This window comes from Microcoleus vaginatus HSN003, from assembly GCF_022701255.1.
Classification (GTDB): Bacteria; Cyanobacteriota; Cyanobacteriia; order Cyanobacteriales; family Microcoleaceae; genus Microcoleus; species Microcoleus vaginatus_B.
In genome coordinates this window covers 2,732,979-2,753,797 of the sequence record NZ_CP031705.1, presented here as the reverse complement: position 1 = coordinate 2,753,797, position 20,819 = coordinate 2,732,979, and the positions used below count along the sequence as shown (strand labels likewise).

Below are 20,819 nucleotides of genomic sequence, written 5' to 3'. Positions count from 1 at the left end.
AAGTAGGTGAACTCTGGATAATGACAGATAAGCTTTCGGCTGCACCTCCACCGACAGAACAAGCAGTATAGCTATGTATTATCACGCAACTGAGGTTTAATTCCTATTTTAATGTAAAATTACCGCAGCTTTTATTACAAGGTCAATGCGATCGCCTCAACAATCATCTTTTCAAGTTTGCGCTTCTTTGCCAAGGTTGGCTCAAGGCTAAAAATCATACTTAACGGGAAAAGTAAGATTGGCGTAGCCTATTCTCGTACCTTTGCACCAAGCGGTAAAGCGGATCTCACAGGCGGTACGGGCAGTTTTCTGGCGGCGCGACCTTTTGGGGACAATATTGCTACATCCAGCGATTCTGTAGGCGTACAAGGATTCTACCGCCTTGCTCCCCGGTTACAAGTTCACGGTTGGGGCGTTTATACTCGCGCCAATGCAGAAAATTCCGGTGTTAGCAGCGTTTCTGATGGTAGAGGTGGCGTGGTTTTGCTAAATGTGGACGGTGACGATCGCGCTGATATTGTGTATGCAGCGATCGGGATCAGTTTCCCAGATGTCGGAGGTGAAGGCAACCTACCCGGGATTTTGGTGGGTTTGCCAGCTCGCGTGACGAGCAGTAATGTGCGCCGCGAGCGAGATACTTCCTATCACATTGAAGCCTTCTATCGCTTTGAGGTCAACGACAACATTTCTATCACCCCTGGTGTTTGGGCCGTTGTTAATCCTGAGAATGACAGCCGCAACGACACTCAATGGGTTTGGTTGCTCCGCACGGGCTTTAACTTTTAACCGGAAAGATATATTAGTAACCTAGTCCAGAACGCCAAAACCCAGTTTCTTGACGTAATTGCCTCATTTGAGACGATAATCGCGAGAAACCGGGTTTTTTAGACTGATAGTGCGTCCAGGACTTCAATTTCATGCCACACAACAAAAAACCCCTGCCATCGCTGGCTGGGGTAGAAAATTATCAGGGTGCATCTACTAATATTTGCAAGTATAGCAGACATTTGTGGGGTGTCACCCTTCAGGGGTTACACCCAACGAGATTTTAAGTCAGAATAAATTATGATTCAATATGCCAATGATTAACAAAGCTTTTATATCATCTCGTTCTGTCCCAGCCGATCTAAAATTTAAGATTTAGAATAAATCTGTGCTAGACCTCAAATTAATCCGAGAAAACCCGCAAGCCGTGCAAGAAAGCCTCAACCTGCGCGGAGGTAACTATGAAATCGAGCCGATTTTGCAATTAGACAAACAGCAGCGGGAGTTGGAAGGCAAGCGATCGCAACTGCAAGCCCGCAGCAACGAAATTGCCAAACTCATCGGTCAAAAAAGAAAATCGGGTTTACCCCTCGAATCTCCCGAAATTCAGGAACTGCAGGCAGAAGGCAACGCAGTCGGCACCGAGTCGAACGAACTGCAAGCACAGGAAAAAGACCTAAAAGCTCAAATAGAAGCTTTATTGCTACCGCTGCCAAACTTGCCGGGTTCCTCAACGCCGATCGGCAAAAATGAAGAGGAAAATGTGGAAATCCGGCGCTGGGGAGACGAATACATACCCCAAAATCCCGATATTTTGCCGCACTGGGAAATCGGCGAAAAATTAGGAATTCTCAACTTTGAACGGGCAGTAAAAATCGCTCAGCCCCGCTTTGTGAGCTTAATTGGAGCTGGTGCAGCCCTGGAAAGAGCGATTATTCAATTCATGCTCGATCGCCACATAAAAGCCGGTTATGTAGAAGTAATTCCCCCACTTTTAGTTAACACTGAATCCCTCACTGCTACGGGTCAACTGCCCAAATTTGCTGAAGAAAGTTTCAAGTGCGACCAAGACGATTTGTGGTTAATTCCTACTTCCGAAGTTCCGGTGGTCAATTTGTACAGAGGTGAAATTTTGACAGCAGAACAGTTGCCAATTTATCACTGTTCTTATACTCCTTGTTTTCGGCGCGAAGCTGGCAGTTACGGCAAAGATACAAGGGGATTAATTCGACTGCACCAATTTAATAAAGTAGAATTGGTGAAACTCGTGCATCCGAGTACCTCCGAGGCAGAACACGAAAAGTTAGTGCAGGATGCTGAGGGAGTTTTACAGGCGCTGAAATTGCCTTATCGGGCGATCGCACTATGTACGGGCGACTTGGGTTTCGCGGCAGCCAAAACCTACGATTTAGAGGTGTGGCTGCCATCTGCCGGCAAATACCGCGAGATTTCCAGTTGTTCCAACGTCGCAGATTTTCAGGCGCGGCGGGCAAATATTCGCTTTAAAGAAGCGGGGAAAAAAGGCACTCAATTCGTTCACGCCCTCAACGGTTCCGGTTTAGCTGTGGGCCGCACAATGGCGGCTATTTTGGAGAATTACCAGCAGCCAGACGGAACTGTAAAAGTGCCGGAAGCCTTACAACCCTATTTGGGACGGGAAGTTTTATAGACAAGTTTGTAGTTATATCAAATCTGTTAGCATCGGAATTATTCCGAGCTCTATTCTCGACCTCTGCGTGAAGCAGCGTCAATCCATTGTTATCGGCGGTGAAGTAATTCTCTTTTTTTTTACCGCAGATACAGGCAGATAAACACAGATTAACGCAGATGAATTCTATTTTGGTTGCACTGTTCGTGGTTGAATGTTGAATGGATTTGACGCCCGACGATGCTACCGGATTTGATATTACTGGGCGATTGAAATCGAGCCTAGACAAACTTTCGTCCCAGCAGCACGTGACTAAAAAATAACGTAAAACGCGAATGCTGTTAAATCCCCGACAACTTCGCCGAAGTCGGGGCTCTGGATGTTCTATTTTTTATCGACTTCTTCCTTCTTCCTTCTTCCTTCTTCCTTCTTTCTTCTTCCTCCTTCCTTCTTCCTCGTTCCTCCTTCCTTCTTCCTCGTTCCTCCTTCCTTCGGGAGCATCTCATATTTGTAAAAACACTTATTCTGGCTCCTTCCTTCTTCCTCCTTCCTTCTTCCTTCTTCCTCTTTCCTCCTGACTCCTGACTCCTGGCTCCTGGCTCCTATTTTAGGCTTGGCTGCAAAAGTGAGATGCTCCCCTTCCTTCTTCCTTCTTCCTTCTACTTACAATTTGAGCAACGCTTCTTTGATATTTAATGCTAAAAATCTATCCAAGGCTAGATACATCCAATAAACAGATAACTGACTATCGCTGCTAGTCTTCTGAAATCCCAAAGCCAGGGACTGTTTTTCGTACATGGGGTGAATCATCAGAGTGTACAAGTCGCAAAGATTGGGAAAATCTGTTTGCATTTCGCCTAAAACTTTTTGTGAGTCTTCCAGAAAAGTAATCCGGTATTCTGACAAATACTGCGGATCGATCATCCAACTGCGGACAAATACTGACTGGCAATTTATATCTCCTGGTAGCGCCATCTTGAAAGGATCGATATCGGAAATAGAACTTAAATGAAGGCTTTTGCTAGGAGCGTTAAAAAAATTGACTTCAGATTCGCTAGCTGTGGGATAAAAGAAGTAAAACCCGACGGGATTGAGGTTATCTGAGCGCCGCAAAACTCGCATTCCCTTTGAGTATTGACGGGCCAAAAGCCGGAGAATTTTAGCGATTTTTTGGGGTACGGCGTTTGTGTTGCGGTTCATCCAGTTGTAATTGGTGGCTAATAAATTAGCCACGAGAATCGCGTCGCACCGAGGGTTGAAATTATCTAATTGGAGTTGTACAGGCTTTGGAGGTTCGGCAACATTTAAAATTTCTGGAATGGGTTGAATTTCAATTTCGGTAGTGTTACCGTCAAAGTGTTTTTTAATTAACCCCAGGGCTTCTAATTTATCTAACATCATTCCGGCGGCCCGATCGCTCCCGCGATCGGAATCGCAGTAAAATAGTTCGGCCGCTTCCCGGTGAGTGCACTGCACTTCGGTTGCGGGCACTTCCAGTTTCGCCAGCGGTGGTTTGAGACGGGGCTGGCTTTCCTGAAGCTGTTTCACCGATAAGTAAACCCAAAGCCTGATAAAGCATTCAGCCCTAGTGCGAGTTACGCCTACTCGTTTCATCAACAGCGAAACAGCCGTGCGGCGTTGAGAAGGAGAATACCAAGTATCTAGTTTTGCAATATCCATTTCAGTCGAGAAGCAGCGAAGGAACTCTAGTTACATATTGGCTCAATTACAATAAACTTCACCCCGCTTCAGGTTACTTGTTGCCGGTGTTGCTCAACTTGCCTGATTTCCGGCGACTCTACAAGATAGCTGCTTACTCCTTGCGCGTTCACTGCTTCACGAAGCATCATCAATTTTAGATATTTTCTGACTTGATTTAACAAACCAACGAACCCGAGTAAATTAGCAACTTTAGAGGTTTACCTTAATGTCGGCAGAAGGCTCCCGCTATAACCGAGGGGGATTTATCGAGCGTAGCGAGTACCCCCGATGGTTTAGCGGCGAGATGAATGCCGACCAGCTAACAATTGAGCGATAGCGAATCATTATAATTCTACCCGTGTTTGTGTTGGGTAAAATGTGGTATCATTCTACCATGTTAGTAATAGAAGCAAAGTTAAAAGGAACTCAATCACAGTACAGTAAGTTGGATGAAGCAATCCGCACCGGACAATTCATCCGCAACACTTGTCTGCGATATTGGGAAGATAACAAAGGAGTCACTAGGAATGACCTCCAAAAGCTTTGCTCGGTACTAGCTAAAAACAAGGAAACCCCTTGGACGAAGAAGCTTAACTCTCAAGCTAGACAGGCTCACGCTGATAGAGCGTGGTCTGCTATTGGGCGTTTTTATGAAAACTGTAGAGTGGGTAAGCCTGGTAAAAAAGGCTACCCCAAATACAAGAAGTTCAGCCGTTCCATTGAGTACAAAAACAGTGGATGGAAATTATCTGCTGATAGAAGACAGATAACCTTCACCGATGGTTTTGAAGTCGGAACGATGAGCTTATGGAGCTCTAGGGATTTGGTCTGGTATTCAGAAAAACAAATCTCTAGGGTTCGAGTTATCAGACGTGCTGATGGCTACTACGCTCAGTTCTTAGTGGACTGGGATAGAAGAGAGGAGCATGAGTTTCAAGGCAAAATGACGGGAATCGACTTAGGGCTTAAAGAGTTCTACACTGATTCTGATGGGAATACTGTAGATAACCCTCGATACTTGAAGAAATCCGAGCGAAGATTAAAAAGCCTTCAGCGTAGGGTTTCTAAAAAACCCGTCAGGGGTAAGAAACAGTCTAATAGATACTATAAAGTTCGTAAGGCTTTAGCTAAGCAACATCTTAAGGTAAGTAGACAGCGTGAAGACAAGGCTCGAAAAGATGCTTTGGCGCTAGTTAAGTCTAACGATTTAATTGTCTATGAGGACTTGAAGATACGCAACATGGTAAAGAATAATCACTTAGCTAAGTCCATCAGCGATGCTTCTTGGTATCAATTCACACAATGGCTTCAATATTTTGCCAATGTTCACGGTGTCATTGTTATCGCTGTTCCACCTCACAACACGACTGTTGATTGTTCGTGCTGTGGAGTAAAGGTCAAGAAGACACTTAGTAATAGAACACATAAATGCAATAAGTGTGGGACAGTTTTAGACCGTGACCACAATGCAGCAATTAAGTGCGATTCGTTCAGTCGAAACCGCGAAATCGGGGGATGACTGGCTTCTACAGGGTAATCCATGAGGATTGAGTTCGCACTTTAATCCCTTGTAGATGATAACTTCATAACCTTGCAGGTGAACGTTAGTATCCTAGAAAACGGTAAGTCCTGCCCCTCAGACGTAGAGGTGAAAGCATATCTCCCACTGTAGAGACTAGCCATCAATCGGTGAAGCGGAGATAAAAGCGGAAAGAACTACTAGCCTAAAAGTGGTATCCCGTGAGCAAGTTCCTACGGATAGCAAAAGCGAAGTCACTGCCTGAATCACCGTTACGGCGAACCAGCGAAATAAGGCTTTATGCGCTGGAAGTCCCAAAAGGGCATTAGTAGAAGGTGGTATGAGGATTTTTATCGACATACCTACGTTACCTAAAAACTCGGTGAAGAGGTGACATCCTAACGGAACATACCAATGGTTATGAGGAACGAAGTAACCCACCTGATTACTCTCGGAGAGGTCGAATACTTCGAGCAGTCAGCTAAGACGAAACATCTGGACTTCCAGGTAACAGGTGGTAGAGATTGAGTCAGAAGCCAACGCCTCACTGTAATAGTGAAGGATATGCTAACAGACTCACGGTAATACGGATGATATAGCTACAAGTAGCAATGTAAATGTCATGAACACGGTAATAAAACCGATGTATGAATGGAGCGATATCAACTGGCGAAAGCTAGAACGTAACGTCTTTAAGTTGCAAAAACGGATATATCAAGCGTCTAATCGTGGTGATGTCAAGCTAGTACGCAGACTCCAGAAACTGTTGATAAGTTCTTGGGCAGCAAAAGCACTAGCGGTTCGTCGGGTAACTCAGGACAATCAAGGCAAGAAGACGGCAGGCGTGGACGGTGTAAAATCGCTGACCCCAAAGCAACGTTTCACCTTGATAAACAAAATATCATTGGGTTCTAAGGTTAAGCCAACACGCCGAGTTTGGATACCCAAACCAGGGACAGATGAGGAAAGACCTTTAGGAATACCGACAATGGAAGACCGAGCTTTGCAAGCGTTAGTCAAACTGGTGTTAGAGCCAGAGTGGGAATCGCGATTTGAACCCAACTCATACGGGTTTAGACCTGGGCGCTCATGCCACGATGCAGTAGGAGCAATATTTAACGCAATTAGGTATAAAGCCAAATATGTGCTGGATGCCGACATTGCCAAGTGCTTCGACCGCATTAATCACGATGCACTTCTCAAGAAATTGAATACTTATCCTACCCTACGGAGACAAATCCGAGCTTGGTTAAAAGCTGGTGTTATGGATGGAAACAAGCTGTTCCCAACTGATGAAGGTACACCACAGGGTGGGGTGATTTCACCTCTACTCGCTAATGTCGCCTTACATGGGATTGAGGAATTGATTATGGGTTTAGCCCCAAAATTCGACATGAAGCGACCCGACAACACTCAATTGGGTGTAAGAGATAAGCTGAAATCGATTTCATTGATAAGATACGCAGACGATTTTGTAGTCCTTCATGAGGATTTAGAAGTCGTAAAACTGTGCAAACTAGAGATAGAGAAGTGGTTAAGTGGCATTGGGTTAGAACTAAAACCGAGTAAGACAAGATTAGCCCACACCCTGAACAAATTAGATGATGAACAACCTGGATTCAACTTCCTAGGATTCAACGTCAAGCAATTCCCCGTTGGGAACCACAATTCAGGCAGAGTCAAGGGTAAAATCCTCGGATTTAAGACTATTATCACCCCCAGCAAGGAAAGTCAGAAAAGGCACTACAGAAAAGTTGTAGAAGTAATAAACAAATCGCGTGGCTCAAATCAAGCGACTTTAATTAAGAATCTCAATCCTATTATAAGGGGTTGGTGTAACTACTTCTCAACAGTCGTCAGCCAGAAAGTATTTGAAAGGCTGTGGCACTTAGTGGTTTGGAAGCTCCTCAAATGGGGTCGTCATCGGCACAGGAACAAAGGTAGAGGGTGGATACGCCTTAAATACTTCAAAACCGTAGAAGGCGATAACTGGGTGTTCGCAACCGGAGAAGGTAATAATCTTCTAAAGCTAATACAACATAGCTCCACGGAAATAAAACGCTATGTAAAGGTAAAAGGAAAAGCCTCCCCCTACGACGGTGACTGGTTATATTGGAGTTCAAGGATGGGAGTACACCCCGAAATACCCGTAAGAGTGTCTAAATTACTCAAGCGACAAAAAGGGAAATGCACCCACTGCGATAACTACTTTAAAGATGGAGATTCGATAGAAGTTGACCACATCATCCCTAAATCGAAAGGTGGAAAGGAATCTTATGATAATTGGCAGCTACTTCATCGACATTGCCACGACACAAAGACCGCCAATGATGGCAGTCTCGGTAACAAATCTAGCTGTAAAAGTGCTAAACCTAAGCCACCAGTGGAACCAAGCCTTTGGGTTTGGGAAAACGATATGTTGGTAATGACGTACTGATGACAACAGCCGTTTTATTGAGGAGCGGAATGATGGGAAACTATCACGTTCCGTTTTGGAGAGCAGTGGAGGGGGCGACTCCTTCACTGACTTTAATCATCTTGGTAAAAGGATTTAAGTTGTTAGCCGAATATCTAAACAGTACCGTAGGGCATACGGAATCTGGAGCCAAAAGCTCAAAAGCGCAGGGAGAAACTAACCTCTGGCTCAAGAACGGAGACGAAGAGAGCTCTAAGTTGGCTCGATGAACTGCGAACCAAGAATTCTTGGGAATCCCCCACTATATTCGGTACTCCGAATTAGTGGTGGGAGGATGTCAAGCCATGTACAGTGCTTATATCAATCGGATGGGAAAATTTTTGCCGGGAGAACCGATTAATAATGATGAGATGGAAGAGTATCTTGGCAAAGTTGCCTCGCGCCCTTGGAGAGTCAGGCAGCGAATTCTCAACAGCAACGGCATTTAATAGCGCTACTACGCGATCGACAAACAGCAGCAAACACTATATTCTAACAGCCAAATGGCAGCGTTTGCCGTCCGTGACGCGATCGCCCAGGCAAATCTGGAACCAGGGGCGATCGACTTACTGGCCTGCGCCACTACTTTACCAGACTTATTAGTACCGGGATGCCAGCACAGTACACGGGGAACTTTCCGAATTATCTCCCCTAGAAATAGTGTCAACTCAAGGAGTTTGCTGTGTCGGAGTTAGTGCTTTAAAATACGCCGCCTCTCAAATCGAACTCGGCAAAAAACAAACAGCAATTGCCCTCGCTTCCGAATTTCCCTCGCGCCTGTTCAAAAACACCAAATTTGAAGCAGAGACTTCGGTGCAAGCGGGAAAACCCCTGCCTTTCGATACAGAATTTCTGCGCTGGATGCTCTCCGAGGTGCCGGAGCATTGTTGCTGCAAAACCATCCTAACGCGACAGGAATCAGCTTAAAAATAGAATGGATTGAGGTAATTTTCCACGCCAACGCCTATCCTGTTTGTATGTATTCAGGATTAGCAAACGCAACATCAACTAAAAGCTGGTTGGATTATTCCTCCTACCTCGATGCAGCCACAGCGGGAGCTTTTGACTTGCGGCAAAATATTCGCTTGCTGGACAATGTAATGAAATTAGGTGTTGAAGTTTGGCTGCGGTTGATTAAAGCCGGGAGAGTTTGTCCGCAGGAAATCGACTGGCTGCTGTGCCACTATTCGTCTCACTTTTTCCGGGGACAAATTGTAGAACTTCTGGAACAAGCAGGCTGCATGATTTCTGAAGAAAAATGGTTTACCAACTTATACAGTCGGGGAAATACAGGTTGTGCCTCGATTGATTTAAGGTTAGAGGAATTGTTCAATTCTGGCAAGTTGCAGCCTGGACAGAAAATCTTTTGTTTCGTGCCAGAAAGCGGCCGCTTTACAACGGCATACATAATGTTAACTGCTGTGGAAAATACCCATAAGCCTATGATTTCTCAAATTTCTAATTTCTTGAGGTTCCCGAAGCTTCGCCTCTCGCAAGCGTTAAACCGGAACAGCCCAACTCTCCGCAAGCTTATTTGTTGCGGGAGTTAGCATGGATTTGGCTGAAGTTCGATCGCGAAATTCGTTCCGTTCCCATTGTCCGCAAATTGCACCGAGGAGAGTTGACAATAGAAGATTATCAAGATTTGCTGTGCAATCTCCGGCCGCAAGTTGTAGAGGGATCTCGCTGGATTGCTCGCGCTGCTTCTAACATGAGTGACTTTCGCCTGCGATCGACTTTTATCGGTCATGCTCAAGACGAACACCGCGACTATCAAATGCTAGAACAAAATTAGGTTTCTGTGGGCGGTGAATTGGCAAAAATTGGGGAATATGATAAGAATATTGGCAGTGAAGCACTATCAGCTTTTATCTTCCACCAAGCATCGCGGGAAAATCCGGTTGATTTAATTGATGGTTAGTAAAAGCCGCCCCTAGGCAATCTGAAATTATAGTTGGTTTTTCAGGTAAAAAATTAATAGGAAAAGTCAAGCGGCTGCTAGCTGTGCCTGTTCTGCTGCTTGGGGCAAATTCTGATTTACCACAATCCACTTGCCTGTAATCGGGTCGCGGTAAGTAATAAAGGGATTAGATTTTAAAGGTTGACTGCAAGGTTTAGCCGCCATTTCTACACACTCCCAATAGCTGGTATTGAATAACTACTACAACACCATACCTTTAATAATCGGCTATTTTGCCTAAAATCCGCGTGATTTATACCTCAACAATAGGTGATATTTTAGGTATGCTTTGGTGACATACAACACTGCCTAATGTGATTTAAAACTTGGTTGGCACTGAGCAGTATCACCGAAAACCTTCCGTAAACAAAATCTGCCTTCTGGTTTTTACCTTCTACCTTTAAGAGGGCCACTATTTTCAGTATACATCTGATATTATTAAGTAAGGTAAAGACGTTTATCAGAGATCCCCTCACAAACTTATGGTGCTATTTGGATTTGGCAAAAAGTCGAGCCTGCCCTCTCCCCAAGAGGCATTACCGGGACGGGCAGAGTCGATGTCGGTACCGGCAAGTCACTTTGTTAACGGCAATCCGCTCAAACCTCCCTTTCCAAACGGCATGGAGACTGCCTTGTTTGGTCTGGGCTGTTTTTGGGGAGCAGAACGGAAATTTTGGCAGCAAAATGGAGTTTTTTCGACGGCTGTTGGCTACGCGGCTGGGATTACTCCGAATCCTACTTACAACGAAGTTTGCAGCGGGATGACGGGACACAATGAAGTAGTATTGGTTGTGTTCGATCCGAAAGTAATTAGTTACGAAACGCTGCTCAAAGTTTTTTGGGAAAGTCACAATCCTACTCAAGGAATGCGTCAGGGCAATGATTCGGGTACTCAGTATCGATCGGGAATTTACACGTATTCAGCTACCCAAAAGCAGCTAGCAGAAGCTTCGCGAGATGCTTACCAGCAGGCTTTGACGGCGGCCGGTTACGGCAAGATTACCACTGAAATTCTTGAGGCTCCTGAGTTTTATTACGCAGAAAGCTATCATCAGCAGTATCTTGCTAAAGAGCCGAACGGTTATTGCGGTTTGGGGGGTACTAAGGTTTGTTTGCCTGCTATGTCTCAGGCTTAAAACTTGACCCGGCTTATGGATAGGGACACATAGATCGGGACACAACAATGTTTTGTCCCTACAACATAGTTCAGGACACAACATTGTTGTGTCCCTAAACAAGAGGGCTGCTAGCCAGCCAAAAAAAACGAAATATTTTAGTAGTTTAAAAATAAGTAATAAATGCTGACTGCTGTTGTAATTATCAATCTACTAATATCTCTGGTTTGCTTTTATATCGCTGCGAAGGTGTGGAAAATCAGGCGGACGATCGCACGTTTGGAAATGCGGATCGCAGGTATGGAACGCACCAGTAGCAATGTCCTCAGCACGTCGCCGGATTTCCTTGGTAAAAGGCAGCAAGGTACCCGCCAAGTGCGGCGGCGTTATCAACAACTGGAATTGCAACTGCAACAGGTTCAGCAACTTTTGGGATTGCTGGGTTTGGGACGGATGCTTTGGTCCAGGGGCGCTCGACCTTTGAGGTAAGCTATCCTAAAACTGTCGCCCCTGCTGACTCGGTAGGATTGTCAACAATATTTCTACCTTTGCAAAGGGCTGCGATCGGGCAAACGTGCCTAAAATTGGTGTATGGAGAGAAGCTATAAAAATGTCAACTAAACGTTCAGGATTATTTATTGGCGGTTTGCTGGTGGGTTCTGCGATCGGCGCCGTGACTGGGTTGCTGATAGCACCGCGACCAGGCAAGGAGACGCGGCAGATATTGAAAAAATCGGCCGATGCTTTGCCCGAGTTGGCGGAGGATTTATCGAGTAGCGTGCAGTTGCAGGCCGATCGACTTTCTGAAACCGCAATCCGAAATTGGGACGAAACTTTGATTAGACTCAAAGAGGCGATCGCGGCCGGTTTGGAAGCGACTCAGCGGGAACGCCAAACACTGTCGGAAAGTGAAGCTGAAGTGAGTTCCCCCTCGCGCCCTCCCCTGCGCTAAATGACATGAAATCCTCAACCCCAAATCTGAGATTCAAGTGAGTGACCCTATATTCTGGCTAGGACTTTCGATTTTGCTAGTGGCAGTTAGCCTGACTGCTGTTTTAGTGACTTTAATACCTGCGGTGCAAGCGCTGGCGAGGGCGGCGCGCAGCGTGGAAAAGCTCGCTGACACGCTTTCTCGCGAATTTCCGCCCACTTTGGAGGCGATTCGGTTGACGGGGCTGGAAATTAGCGAGTTGACGGATGATGTCAGCGAGGGAGTACAAAGTGCGGGCGAGGTTGTCAAACAGGTCGATCGAAGTATTGGTACCGCTAAAAAGCAGGCGCAAAACGTGCAGGTAACAACTCGCAGCGTGGTGACTGGGATTAAGGCTGCTTGGAAAAGTTTAACTCGGAAGCCGCCCATGTCTGGGGCAAATCGCCGATCAGAGAGATTGTCACCGAGTCAAAGAAGTGCGCTTTCGCTGAGGGATTCGGGCTTGGAGGATAGGTATTCTGGGCTTTACGGTGCGGGTGCGAGTAATGGGGAATCGCCACGGTTGAGGGGTAGCGAGGGTTCGGGTTCGGCGGGGGATACGGAAGATTTTGAGGAAGTGCGATCGAACGATTCTTGATTGCACCTCAGATCTTGCACCATTCTCGCTTAACAGGCAAGATGCCTGTTCCACAAAGAGTGAATTTTCTTGTGGAACAGGCATCTTGCCTGTTCCTAAACAAGTAATTGAGAATGGTGCAACATCTCAGTTGCACCCAATTCCTCATCATCCCTCCACAGCACACCCATCCCACCAGCAAGGATTCTTATCAATAAAATCCATCAAAGCATCATACTTAGGCGAACCCTTTTGTTCCACATATTCCAAAGCCCCCCAACTTCCCCACTTACTAAATGAACTCACATCCACAAAGTGCATAAAAAGACTGCCTCCAGCTTGTTTCCAACTATTGAGTAATTGGGTGTAGAGATCATACATTTCTGGGCGCCTATTTAATTCCATAAAAAACTTAGTCAGTTTTTCGTTATTCTCAACTCCTTGAATACCTACAATATGTTGACCGCCCTCGTAAACAAATAACTTGAGACCTTTTTTTTGAGCCACCTCTAAGTAATACCTAAAGTCATTATCCACATCGGGCAAACTATCTTTGAAGCCAGCAAGTAACCCGCCCTCTCTTAATTGCTTAAAAGCTTTGCCAAACCCGCCATCTGCGTCATTCAACCAAGACTCTACTGTGCTGACATTTTCTTTCCCGCCCAAGTTTCCGCTAAAATATCCAGCTATAGCATAGGCATCAATGCCGTGTTGATAACAAGGTTTATTGCCCTCAGCCACCCAATAGGGACAATCTAAAGCATAATTTCCTAACTCTCTCCAAGCTCTTTGAGTTCCTAACACGCAGACCACTCGATTCTTTTGATCCCCAAAGACGCCTTTCCATATATCGCACATTTGAGCAGTACGCATTCCGTGCCATTGCATAAAAGCATCGCCTTTATCTCCCCACCTCGCTTTACCTTGTTTCAAAGCATAATGCGCTTGTTGAAATGACCAATTCCAAACCTCATTAGAATACTCTACATTAACTTTCAGCTTGGGATCTAAACTATCTTTGACCATTTTAGCAAAGTTAGTCATATATTCATCCGTAGCCTGATGTGGCATATTAAACCAGGGCTCTGCTTGGACTTTGTTAGCTAAATTCACCATAACTTCTATGGGAACATTTCCTCGGTAAGAATAGGATACACTCTCTGGTTTAGGTCGGTTTGGCCATTCTTTTTGTTCTGAACCATTTGTCCCCATCCAGTCCATAAAACGCAAGACTCTAAATTTTTTAATCTTTTCTATAAACAGCGGATTAAATATTTCACCACTTTGATAAAGCTGTTCATATTGGGAGCGAACCACTTTAATATTGCGGATATAGTTCCCTGTTTTCTTGGGATCGGTAGCAGTAATTGTAATCATTATGCCTCCGCCTTGTGTGGCATCCACATTAATGATATCCCTCCCGGGTTTCGACGCAGCCTCATCTTTTTTGCCATCAAAGTTATATTCGATCGCACCTTCACCCTCATAACTAACAATATATTGGCCTGAAGGATAGCGATTGGGGATTTCCCTAAGTAATAGGGTACTTACCCTAGTATATTTAGGAGCATCTTCGGGCGAGGGGAGAGACTTCACCCACCCATTTTCATCAAGATTTAAAAGATTATACTCATCTGTATCCCATTCACCTTTACAGTTTGGTTGTCCGCTGGTGCATTGAGTTATCCATCTTCTAGAAGATTTGAAAGCATCTAAAAAGGGTAATTGTGTGGAGTAGTCAGCAATACCATTAAGCCCAACTCCTAAAGAAGAGCGAGAATTTGATGTATTTTGTACATCTGCACGCACAGCTACTGTGTTATCTACTGGCCGTGCTGCTGTGGGAGCAATATTAGTTGTTAAAGCCCAACATCCGGGAATTAAAATGACAAAAATTAATAAACCCAGCACAAAGCCCAGAGCTTTGTTGTGCGATCGGATACTTAATCGAGACATAAATTTGACTAATTTGATTGCTTTAGGTAAAATCGAAGCTGGTGAGGCAGTTTTAATTTTGATATTTTATCAAAAAGTTCCTTCTAAAACTCTCAGCTATAAGATTATTAACATTTTTGCCTCTCACTGGAGGGGCGAGATCCCTTTCTGTCCCCCGGTGCGATCGCCCCTCTAACCGTTTTTATCCAAGTCTTCTGTTTTCGGCGCTTCTGAAGTTGAGGGGATTGAAACCCGGATGTTAATATCAATTGTGCCTGTATTAGAATCAAAACCTATATTAACTATTTTTACTAATGCTTCTGTAGGTACAGAATTATTTATTTTAAATTCAGGAGAAGACTGAGTTTTATATCCGGCTTCCTGTAGCCGATCGCAAATATTGCGCCAATTTCCTACAGGTTCGTTAGGTACATCTGCGATTTTTTTAACATATTGATATAAAGTTTTACATAAATAAACCTCTGCACTTTTGGAACTCTGAAGCAGTTGGCGGGCGATTTCGGCGGGACTGCAACCGGAAAGCAATCCTCGCAGGTAGAGTTTTTCTGTTTCTGTTAGTCCCCTTCGCGCTCGGGGAGAGATTTGCCGTTTAGCTTCTGCAAAAGCTTGGTACAGCCTTTCTAAGTCCCAGTGTTTGGCGGCTTCGGCAAATAATTCTTCTTTTGATGTCCTTTTCGGGTGTGTTGAGATGTGGCTAACGATAGCATAACCGAAGTTGATAGCGTTTGTTAGTTGTTTGCTACCAATAGGTAGTCTAGGATTAAATTACCGACTCATTGTCTAAGTGCAAATACTTAGAAAAGCGGGAAAGTGCGATCGCGATCTTTCAAATTTTGCCTGTTTAATTAACTTTCGTTAGTCAAACAGTTAGTTTTTGTTCCTTACACTGAGGTATTTCAATGGCTAAAGGTGATGAAATAGCGAAAGCGGCAGGTTCCGCTGCTGCGGGTGGTGCTGTGGGTGCTGGTGTGGTAGCTGCTACAGGTTTGACGGCAGTTGGTGCCGTTGGCGGAGGTGCTGGTATTGGTGCTGCTGCTGGGCCCGTTGGTGTAGCCGTAGGTGCGTTGGCTGGTTTGGCATTTTACGGGATTAGCAAGGCTTTTTCTGACGACTAAACATTGACTCGCGCCAGGGACTTAAGTCCCTGGCTAATAAGTAGGTTGTTGATATTTAGCGCTTGTTCCACCAGTCCACCAGGAGTTTAAAACCCTGGCGGATAGATTGGTAAGCGCACAATCTCTATCAATTTTAACCGCGAATTTCTAGCTCTAACTTAGCCCGTCCCTCAACTAAAAAGTGTGAACTTATGTCTTCTCAAGAATTTCAAGCAGCATACACCAGCATTTACAGTACAGGCACTTTCCTCTTACAATATCTCAAAGAATTCCGTGACGGACTCCGCATTCAGGGAGATGAAAGTCAAGGGCTACAAAGCATTGAAGATGAAATTAACAAAGCTTTAAAGGCTTTGCAAGATCAGAAGTATCAAGTAGCCGTAATAGCAGCAATGAAAGCTGGCAAAAGCACCTTCTTGAATTCTATCATCGGTGCTGATGTGCTGGCGAGTGAAACGGCCGCCTGTACCATCTGCCGTACAGATGTCCGACACATTAAACCGGGCGAAACTCCTAAACTTTTAGAGTATCGAGAAGGAGAAAGAAAACCAGTTCTTCTTGTTGAGGGTGACGCAGGCAAAATTCAACAAGAATTCCTGCTGCGTACCCGTGAAATCCGAGAGAAAGGCAATCCTGATAACACTACACGCTTTGAGATAGAGCATCCGATTGAAGCAATTAGCCAATTATCTTCTCTCACAGGCTTTACCTTAGTTGATACTCCTGGCCCTAATGAGTGGGAGTCTGCAAACTTCAACATTAATGCACTGAAGCAGACAGCACTAGAAGCACTGCGAACCTGCAATGCCATTCTGTTTATTTTAAACTACGCTTCCTACAAAGATAATGCAGTTGCCGATTTGTTTAAGGATGTTGTTGAAAATCGTAAGGATTTTATAGCTGAGAACACAGGAAAAATTTACTTTATTTTGAATAAAATTGACCAAAAAACAGAGAGAGACAAAGAAATTGCTGATGTCATCAAGGATTTAGAACGAGAGTTAACTGGCTTTGGGTTTTGCAATCCAGTTATTTACCCTGCTAGTTCTCGACAAGGACTTTTAGCGAAATTGATTCAGCAAGAAAAAGCAACTGAAAAGGAGATAAAAGATTTTGAGGATTTCTTTAGTGCCAAATATGCTGAGAGAGATGAAAAAGGTAGGAGAGTAATTCCTTTACCTGAAGAGATTGCACCAAGAGCTTTGCAAGATAGCGGTATCCTGAACATTCAAGAAACAGTCATTCAAAGGATTACGCAAAATTCGGGCTGGAATTTATTGAGTGAGGTGGTGGCAGAAATCGATAAAGCTGCTAAGGCTATTGAGGATACTCTGAATACAGAAATTAAAGGTTGGGAAATGGAGATTGAATCCCTCAAAGAAAAAGTAGAAGAGTACAGGAAACGCTCAGAAAATGCGATGTACAAAGTTGAGTCAGTCAAAAAAAAGGTCGAGACAGAAAAACAAATACTAATCCAAGGATTTAGTCAAGGCATTGATAAATTTGCCGATGGAGCTAAAGCCAAGATCAAAAGTGAGATTGATAAGATTGCCGACTCTCGTTCCGCCAACTCTCCCAAGCCAAAAAAAACTCCAAAAATTCGTCAACTACCACAGCCAACATCTGATAATATGGGCGTCGGACAAATAATAGGAGGAATAGGAGAATTAGTATTAGGACTTTTCCCTAATTTTGGTAAGGGCTTAGGCCAAGCATTCAATTTAACTGTATCTTTGTTGGATAAGCTGAGTGAATCTGTGCCTGAAACTTTCAATAATTCGGTTTATGAACACGCTGTTAAAAGTGAAAAATTAGATCCGTACATTATCCGGTGTAAAACGAAGGCGGAAGCGGAAAAAATTGTTAAAACAATTAATAAAATTTGCCCGCCACATATTCATAATTGGTGGATAGATACTCAGGATGAATTAGTTCGAGAGGGGACGAAGATTCGCGAAGAGTTGGCAAGAAGAATCCAGGAAGATATTCAAGAAATATCCGATGAATTATCTAATTACCTTGGTGATGCTTTAGAAGTGAAACTGAACATCAACTCAATTCAGTTTCCTAGCTTTGATTTTCCTGGGATTGATGCGCGGATTAAAGATGTACAATTAGCAGTGGTTGTAGGAAATAGAAGGGAAGAAACAGGTAGAAAAAGTCGTTGCTGTAACTCGGATGAAGTTTATTATGCTGATGTTGATGTTACGGAAAATTGGGAATTTTTTGATGTTGATTTACGACAGACATTAGAGTCAGTAAATGGGAAAATAGATGAGCAGATATCTAGAAACCGACAACTTCTAGAGCGAGTTATTGATAAACAGATTTCGGCTGATTTCAGGAGTGCCGAAAAGCAAATCAATGATTACATTAAAAGGTTTCAAAATGACTTCGAGCGCGTCTTGAAGGAACGGAAAACGAAGGAAGCAGAAGCCCCGGAAATTCTAGCACGTCTTGAGTATCAAAAAGCCACGCTTATTGAGTACCTCAGTCAATTAAGTTCGATTCGGGAATCTCTCAATATTTGGAAGCCAGTTAAGTAAAGTTAGAGAAAGTACGATCGCCCTTTTTTCCTAAAGTGCGATCGCCCTTATCTAACTTCTATTCCCCTCACATTTCTCAGCAACTGCCAGTTGCTAGTGCAGAACTCTAATTTCCTCGGCTTTCAAAATAGCCATAGCATATTCAATTCCTTGACTATCAGCAAACTTTACTAGATACTGACATTTCTTTCCCCTATCATACACTTTAATAATAGTTCCCACAAGTCCGGCTGGTAAACTAGGAATAGAGGTGTGTTACGATTCCTATAGCGTTAATCGCGTATTTGAAAGAGGGTTCAGAATAGCAACAAACTCCCCAAGTTTAAGGTTTTTATGATAGCTTAAGAAAATCTCAAATCAAAGGAGGCTTACAATTAGTTGAAGTCATTTCCCAGAAGTACCTTCTTAAGGTTTATAGGGGCAGGTTGAGTTAGGATCTACGCGATCGCAGCGAGTTTACCCCTTTCACGCACCCGCCCTCCCCACGCTAGGATTTACACCTTACTTAGGCTTTAAGTTCGCGCTGCTAAACTCAGAAGCCACAATCATCGACCCAATCCCCGCATCCGTAAATATTTCTTGCAGCAAAGCATGAGGAATTCTACCGTCAATAATGTGAGCACCATTCACACCCTGAGCCAAACTCCGCACACAACAATTAACTTTCGGAATCATCCCCCCAGACACAACTCCCGACTCAACCAACTGTCTCGCTTCCTGAATATCTAACTTAGCAATCAGACTCTCTGGCTTGTGATAATCCTCCAAAATTCCCGCCGTATCAGTCATCAAAATCAACTTTTCCGCTCCCAAACCAGCCGCAATTTCTCCAGCCACCGTGTCAGCATTAATGTTGTAAGATTGACCTTTTTCATCCGCCGCCACGCTCGACACCACCGGAATATAACCGCTGTTCACCAAAGACTCCAAAATCTGGATTTTTACGCCGCTGACTTCACCAACAAACCCAATTCCTTCTCGGCCATCTGGACGAGCTTGAATCAGATTGGCATCCTTGCCGCACAGCCCCACGGCTTTGCCACCAGCTTGGTTGATTAACGAAACAATTTCCTTATTTACTTTACCCACCAAAACCATTTCCACAACTTCCATTGTCGCCGCATCAGTCACTCTCAAACCATCCTTAAATTGTGGCTCAATTCCCAATTTTTCCAGCCAAATATTAATTTCCGGGCCGCCGCCGTGAACCACAACCGGACGCATTCCCACGCAAGCTAGCAGCACAATATCCCGAACCACCTTGTCTTTGAGAGTGCTATCTTTCATCGCCGCACCGCCATATTTGACCACAATTGTGCGACCGGCAAAGTGTTGAATGTAAGGCAGTGCTTCGGACAGCACCTCTACTCGATTAGTGTCGGAATTCCTAGCAAAATCGCTTTGTTTGAGCATGGGTAAATTACAAAAGATAAAAACTTAATTCTAAACTTTAATGGCTAAAGCACATATCAACAGCCACAAAAATCACTTTTTCCCTTGAATTTATCTACGCGCAGGCTCGATCGCCCTTGTTGAACCCAATCCTCAAAAATTTAATAGGTTTTTTTAATAAAATCATTAAAATTTATGTATTATAACTTATACATTTTTTGCTAAAGTCAAGAAATGTATAGCTCCCTTGATTTACTTAACGTTTTATGTTAACTGCTGTCGCCCAAGACTCCGAAAACCTTCAGTACAAGCTACCATCAGAGGCTGACTCGTCCCCCCGGATGACGGTATTTTGCGATTTAGACGGGCCCATAGTCGATGTGTCCGATCGCTACTATGCCACCTATAAACAAGGATTAGCCGATACTCAAGCAGCTTATCTCGATCGGGGAATCAACCTCAACCTGCAAATCCTCAGCAAACAGCAGTTTTGGCAAATGAAACAAAACCGAGTGCCCGATGCTGAAATCGCCAAAAGTTCCGGCTTGTCGGGAGAAGAAACTCACGTTTTTCTCGGATGCGTCAGTCAGCTTGTCAATCAACCAGACTTGTTGCACTTAGATCGTATCCAGCCGGGAGTGCAATGGGCGATCGCACTTCTGCACTCCCGCGGCGTGAGGCTGATATTAGTCACCCTGCGACCGAGAAATCAAGCCGTTCAACTGTTACAAAATTACGGTTTAGCCAGACTGTTTACCAGCATTCGCGGAACTCAGATGACGGATGCCGCCTATCACAACTATACAGCCTTAAAAACTGAATTGTTGGCTGAAGTGGCAGAAGAATTTGAGTCATCGCTGGGTTCAGCTTGGATGATCGGAGATACAGAAGCAGACATCCTCGCAGGAAAAGCATTGGGAATACCTACAATTGCCGTTACCTGCGGAATTCGCAGCCGCTATCAACTCCAACAGCACCAGCCTAATTTCATTCTCAGCGATTTGATTATTGCCGTTCATCACTTATTAGGTGCGGGCCAACAAGTAATAGTAGAATGACTACAGTTAACAGTAATTAGTTAACAGTTAACTGTTGACTGT

25 protein-coding genes are annotated in these 20,819 nt (G+C 44.3%); 17 read left to right on the top strand and 8 right to left on the bottom strand.

Annotation, left to right across the window (positions count from 1 at the left end; translation table 11 throughout):
• Nucleotides 1-177 precede the first annotated feature (177 nt).
• Together D0A37_RS11965 and serS are read left to right on the top strand one after the other, a co-directional pair.
• The gene (locus D0A37_RS11965; RefSeq protein ID WP_242724491.1) at nucleotides 178-786 is read left to right on the top strand and encodes an iron uptake porin; all 609 of its coding nucleotides are present in this window, start codon (nucleotides 178-180) and stop codon (nucleotides 784-786) included.
• Between the two features lie 367 nt (nucleotides 787-1,153).
• Nucleotides 1,154-2,434 carry a serine--tRNA ligase gene (gene serS, locus D0A37_RS11960; protein WP_242724488.1) on the top strand — a complete coding sequence of 427 codons (1,281 nt, stop codon included), beginning with the start codon at nucleotides 1,154-1,156 and terminating at the stop codon, nucleotides 2,432-2,434.
• Between the two features lie 320 nt (nucleotides 2,435-2,754).
• On the opposite strand, the gene D0A37_RS11955 is transcribed toward serS, so the two are convergent.
• Both D0A37_RS11955 and D0A37_RS11950 read right to left on the bottom strand, forming a co-directional pair.
• The gene (locus D0A37_RS11955) at nucleotides 2,755-2,919 is read right to left on the bottom strand and encodes a hypothetical protein (protein WP_242724486.1); all 165 of its coding nucleotides are present in this window, start codon (nucleotides 2,917-2,919) and stop codon (nucleotides 2,755-2,757) included.
• A gap of 157 nt (nucleotides 2,920-3,076) precedes the next feature.
• The gene (locus D0A37_RS11950) at nucleotides 3,077-4,093 is read right to left on the bottom strand and encodes a hypothetical protein (protein WP_242724485.1); all 1,017 of its coding nucleotides are present in this window, start codon (nucleotides 4,091-4,093) and stop codon (nucleotides 3,077-3,079) included.
• Nucleotides 4,094-4,508: 415 nt separating this feature from the next.
• Here D0A37_RS11950 and D0A37_RS11945 point away from each other — a divergent pair, with 415 nt between their 5' ends.
• The 4 genes from D0A37_RS11945 to D0A37_RS11930 all read left to right on the top strand — a co-directional run bounded on the left by D0A37_RS11945 (nucleotide 4,509) and on the right by D0A37_RS11930 (nucleotide 8,537).
• Entirely contained in the window at nucleotides 4,509-5,633 is a 1,125-nt protein-coding gene (locus D0A37_RS11945) for an RNA-guided endonuclease InsQ/TnpB family protein (protein WP_242724484.1), read from the top strand.
• Between the two features lie 622 nt (nucleotides 5,634-6,255).
• On the top strand, nucleotides 6,256-8,070 hold the full coding sequence (gene ltrA, locus D0A37_RS11940; protein WP_242721422.1) for a group II intron reverse transcriptase/maturase: 1,815 nt from the start codon (nucleotides 6,256-6,258) through the stop codon (nucleotides 8,068-8,070).
• Nucleotides 8,070-8,318 (top strand): hypothetical protein, encoded by a 249-nt coding sequence (locus tag D0A37_RS11935; protein WP_242724483.1) that lies wholly within the window; start codon nucleotides 8,070-8,072, stop codon nucleotides 8,316-8,318. Before ltrA ends, D0A37_RS11935 begins: the two co-directional genes overlap by 1 nt.
• 75 nt (nucleotides 8,319-8,393) lie before the next feature.
• On the top strand, nucleotides 8,394-8,537 hold the full coding sequence (locus D0A37_RS11930) for a hypothetical protein (RefSeq protein ID WP_242724482.1): 144 nt from the start codon (nucleotides 8,394-8,396) through the stop codon (nucleotides 8,535-8,537).
• An 8-nt stretch (nucleotides 8,538-8,545) separates the two neighbouring features.
• On the opposite strand, the gene D0A37_RS11925 is transcribed toward D0A37_RS11930, so the two are convergent.
• Nucleotides 8,546-8,755, bottom strand: a complete 210-nt coding sequence (locus tag D0A37_RS11925; RefSeq protein ID WP_242724480.1) for a hypothetical protein — start codon at nucleotides 8,753-8,755, stop codon at nucleotides 8,546-8,548.
• On the opposite strand from D0A37_RS11925, the gene D0A37_RS11920 reads away from it, so the two are divergent.
• The 3 genes from D0A37_RS11920 to D0A37_RS11910 are packed head-to-tail and all read left to right on the top strand — an operon-like array spanning nucleotide 8,749 to nucleotide 9,883.
• Nucleotides 8,749-9,015: a hypothetical protein gene (locus D0A37_RS11920; protein ID WP_242724479.1), complete on the top strand. Its 267-nt coding sequence runs from the start codon at nucleotides 8,749-8,751 to the stop codon at nucleotides 9,013-9,015. The genes D0A37_RS11925 and D0A37_RS11920 overlap by 7 nt on opposite strands.
• Nucleotides 8,973-9,638 (top strand): 3-oxoacyl-[acyl-carrier-protein] synthase III C-terminal domain-containing protein, encoded by a 666-nt coding sequence (locus D0A37_RS11915; protein WP_242724478.1) that lies wholly within the window; start codon nucleotides 8,973-8,975, stop codon nucleotides 9,636-9,638. The genes D0A37_RS11920 and D0A37_RS11915 overlap by 43 nt, the downstream gene beginning before the upstream one ends.
• The gene (locus tag D0A37_RS11910; RefSeq protein ID WP_242724477.1) at nucleotides 9,623-9,883 is read left to right on the top strand and encodes a hypothetical protein; all 261 of its coding nucleotides are present in this window, start codon (nucleotides 9,623-9,625) and stop codon (nucleotides 9,881-9,883) included. The genes D0A37_RS11915 and D0A37_RS11910 overlap by 16 nt, the downstream gene beginning before the upstream one ends.
• A gap of 192 nt (nucleotides 9,884-10,075) precedes the next feature.
• On the opposite strand, the gene D0A37_RS11905 is transcribed toward D0A37_RS11910, so the two are convergent.
• Complete coding sequence (locus D0A37_RS11905; RefSeq protein ID WP_242724476.1) at nucleotides 10,076-10,213, bottom strand: hypothetical protein; 138 nt, start codon at nucleotides 10,211-10,213, stop codon at nucleotides 10,076-10,078.
• 317 nt (nucleotides 10,214-10,530) lie between these two features.
• Here D0A37_RS11905 and msrA point away from each other — a divergent pair, with 317 nt between their 5' ends.
• From msrA to D0A37_RS11885, 4 genes are all read left to right on the top strand, one after another.
• Entirely contained in the window at nucleotides 10,531-11,184 is a 654-nt protein-coding gene (gene msrA, locus D0A37_RS11900) for a peptide-methionine (S)-S-oxide reductase MsrA (protein ID WP_242724475.1), read from the top strand.
• 162 nt (nucleotides 11,185-11,346) lie between these two features.
• Complete coding sequence (locus D0A37_RS11895; protein ID WP_242724470.1) at nucleotides 11,347-11,652, top strand: hypothetical protein; 306 nt, start codon at nucleotides 11,347-11,349, stop codon at nucleotides 11,650-11,652.
• A gap of 121 nt (nucleotides 11,653-11,773) precedes the next feature.
• On the top strand, nucleotides 11,774-12,115 hold the full coding sequence (locus D0A37_RS11890) for a YtxH domain-containing protein (RefSeq protein ID WP_242724469.1): 342 nt from the start codon (nucleotides 11,774-11,776) through the stop codon (nucleotides 12,113-12,115).
• A gap of 37 nt (nucleotides 12,116-12,152) precedes the next feature.
• A complete protein-coding gene (locus tag D0A37_RS11885) occupies nucleotides 12,153-12,731 on the top strand; it encodes a DUF948 domain-containing protein (RefSeq protein WP_242724468.1) in 579 nt (192 codons plus the stop codon).
• 147 nt (nucleotides 12,732-12,878) lie between these two features.
• Here the strand turns inward: D0A37_RS11885 and D0A37_RS11880 are convergent, their stop codons facing one another.
• Nucleotides 12,879-14,666, bottom strand: a complete 1,788-nt coding sequence (locus D0A37_RS11880; protein ID WP_242724467.1) for a cellulose-binding protein — start codon at nucleotides 14,664-14,666, stop codon at nucleotides 12,879-12,881.
• A 4-nt stretch (nucleotides 14,667-14,670) separates the two neighbouring features.
• Between D0A37_RS11880 and D0A37_RS11875 the strand changes: the two genes are divergently transcribed.
• Complete coding sequence (locus D0A37_RS11875) at nucleotides 14,671-14,841, top strand: hypothetical protein (protein WP_242724466.1); 171 nt, start codon at nucleotides 14,671-14,673, stop codon at nucleotides 14,839-14,841.
• Here the strand turns inward: D0A37_RS11875 and D0A37_RS11870 are convergent.
• Nucleotides 14,838-15,191, bottom strand: coding sequence for a DNA-binding response regulator (locus D0A37_RS11870; RefSeq protein WP_242724463.1), 354 nt, complete (start codon nucleotides 15,189-15,191; stop codon nucleotides 14,838-14,840). The genes D0A37_RS11875 and D0A37_RS11870 overlap by 4 nt on opposite strands.
• A 374-nt stretch (nucleotides 15,192-15,565) precedes the next feature.
• On the opposite strand from D0A37_RS11870, the gene D0A37_RS11865 reads away from it, so the two are divergent.
• Nucleotides 15,566-15,781 (top strand): hypothetical protein, encoded by a 216-nt coding sequence (locus tag D0A37_RS11865; protein ID WP_242724456.1) that lies wholly within the window; start codon nucleotides 15,566-15,568, stop codon nucleotides 15,779-15,781.
• Nucleotides 15,782-15,972: 191 nt separating this feature from the next.
• Complete coding sequence (locus tag D0A37_RS11860; RefSeq protein ID WP_242724454.1) at nucleotides 15,973-18,327, top strand: dynamin family protein; 2,355 nt, start codon at nucleotides 15,973-15,975, stop codon at nucleotides 18,325-18,327.
• 93 nt (nucleotides 18,328-18,420) lie between these two features.
• On the opposite strand, the gene D0A37_RS11855 is transcribed toward D0A37_RS11860, so the two are convergent.
• Together D0A37_RS11855 and argB are read right to left on the bottom strand one after the other, a co-directional pair.
• On the bottom strand, nucleotides 18,421-18,531 hold the full coding sequence (locus tag D0A37_RS11855; RefSeq protein ID WP_242724451.1) for a hypothetical protein: 111 nt from the start codon (nucleotides 18,529-18,531) through the stop codon (nucleotides 18,421-18,423).
• Between the two features lie 297 nt (nucleotides 18,532-18,828).
• A complete protein-coding gene (gene argB / locus D0A37_RS11850; RefSeq protein ID WP_242724449.1) occupies nucleotides 18,829-19,740 on the bottom strand; it encodes an acetylglutamate kinase in 912 nt (303 codons plus the stop codon).
• Nucleotides 19,741-19,985: 245 nt separating this feature from the next.
• Between argB and D0A37_RS11845 the strand changes: the two genes are divergently transcribed.
• Entirely contained in the window at nucleotides 19,986-20,777 is a 792-nt protein-coding gene (locus D0A37_RS11845; protein ID WP_242724447.1) for an HAD family hydrolase, read from the top strand.
• Nucleotides 20,778-20,819 lie beyond the last annotated feature (42 nt).

Coding starts and splice junctions, on each gene's coding strand:
- D0A37_RS11955 (WP_242724486.1), bottom strand. CDS start 2,919: ATGAGATGCTCCCGAAGGAAGGAGGAACGAGGAAGAAGGAAGGAGGAA.
- D0A37_RS11950 (WP_242724485.1), bottom strand. CDS start 4,093: ATGGATATTGCAAAACTAGATACTTGGTATTCTCCTTCTCAACGCCGC.
- D0A37_RS11945 (WP_242724484.1), top strand. CDS start 4,509: ATGTTAGTAATAGAAGCAAAGTTAAAAGGAACTCAATCACAGTACAGT.
- ltrA (WP_242721422.1), top strand. CDS start 6,256: ATGAACACGGTAATAAAACCGATGTATGAATGGAGCGATATCAACTGG.
- D0A37_RS11935 (WP_242724483.1), top strand. CDS start 8,070: ATGACAACAGCCGTTTTATTGAGGAGCGGAATGATGGGAAACTATCAC.
- D0A37_RS11930 (WP_242724482.1), top strand. CDS start 8,394: ATGTACAGTGCTTATATCAATCGGATGGGAAAATTTTTGCCGGGAGAA.
- D0A37_RS11905 (WP_242724476.1), bottom strand. CDS start 10,213: ATGGCGGCTAAACCTTGCAGTCAACCTTTAAAATCTAATCCCTTTATT.
- msrA (WP_242724475.1), top strand. CDS start 10,531: ATGGTGCTATTTGGATTTGGCAAAAAGTCGAGCCTGCCCTCTCCCCAA.
- D0A37_RS11895 (WP_242724470.1), top strand. CDS start 11,347: ATGCTGACTGCTGTTGTAATTATCAATCTACTAATATCTCTGGTTTGC.
- D0A37_RS11890 (WP_242724469.1), top strand. CDS start 11,774: ATGTCAACTAAACGTTCAGGATTATTTATTGGCGGTTTGCTGGTGGGT.
- D0A37_RS11880 (WP_242724467.1), bottom strand. CDS start 14,666: ATGTCTCGATTAAGTATCCGATCGCACAACAAAGCTCTGGGCTTTGTG.
- D0A37_RS11865 (WP_242724456.1), top strand. CDS start 15,566: ATGGCTAAAGGTGATGAAATAGCGAAAGCGGCAGGTTCCGCTGCTGCG.
- D0A37_RS11860 (WP_242724454.1), top strand. CDS start 15,973: ATGTCTTCTCAAGAATTTCAAGCAGCATACACCAGCATTTACAGTACA.
- argB (WP_242724449.1), bottom strand. CDS start 19,740: ATGCTCAAACAAAGCGATTTTGCTAGGAATTCCGACACTAATCGAGTA.
- D0A37_RS11845 (WP_242724447.1), top strand. CDS start 19,986: ATGTTAACTGCTGTCGCCCAAGACTCCGAAAACCTTCAGTACAAGCTA.